The following is a 463-nucleotide window of genomic DNA, read 5'->3' on the forward strand; positions in this document are numbered from 1 at the left end:
ATTTGGTTGCGGGGACAGGATTTGAACCTGTGACCTTCAGGTTATGAGCCTGACGAGCTACCGGGCTGCTCCACCCCGCGACGGTCCGGTTAGGGACGTAAGGGTAGATGAGATTGTGAATGGGTTTTGATATCGTGTGATGCATGTCGCACGGGCTTCAATGCCTGGCGACGACCTACTCTTCCATCGCTTGAGCGATAGTACCATTGGCGCAGGCGGGTTTCACGGCCGAGTTCGGAATGGGATCGGGTGGGACACCGACGCTATAGCCACCAGGCAATGGAGCCGGTGCGACATGCGTCACTGTGATATCTGGGTCCCTCGAGGCTAGCCTTGCGGCGGGTCTTGAGGGTTTTAAAATCGATACCGTGCTTGGGTATAGTTGTATTTGTAACCAATCCCTCGACGGCGAGGGGATTGGCAATCTGGCGTCGTCTTAATCATCCGCACTATCGTCTGACGT

Annotated in this window: 1 tRNA gene and 1 rRNA gene; both read right to left on the bottom strand. The window is 55.5% G+C overall.

The window, feature by feature from the left end:
• Window positions 1-3 precede the first annotated feature (3 nt).
• Window positions 4-80: transfer RNA gene (locus tag IFT71_RS21115), tRNA-Met, on the bottom strand.
• Window positions 81-162: 82 nt separating this feature from the next.
• A 5S ribosomal RNA gene (gene rrf / locus IFT71_RS21120) occupies window positions 163-277 on the bottom strand.
• Window positions 278-463 lie beyond the last annotated feature (186 nt).

Origin of the sequence: Sphingomonas sp. CFBP 13733 (assembly GCF_014841795.1) — a bacterium.
In the GTDB taxonomy this organism is placed as follows: Bacteria; Pseudomonadota; Alphaproteobacteria; order Sphingomonadales; family Sphingomonadaceae; genus Sphingomonas; species Sphingomonas aerolata.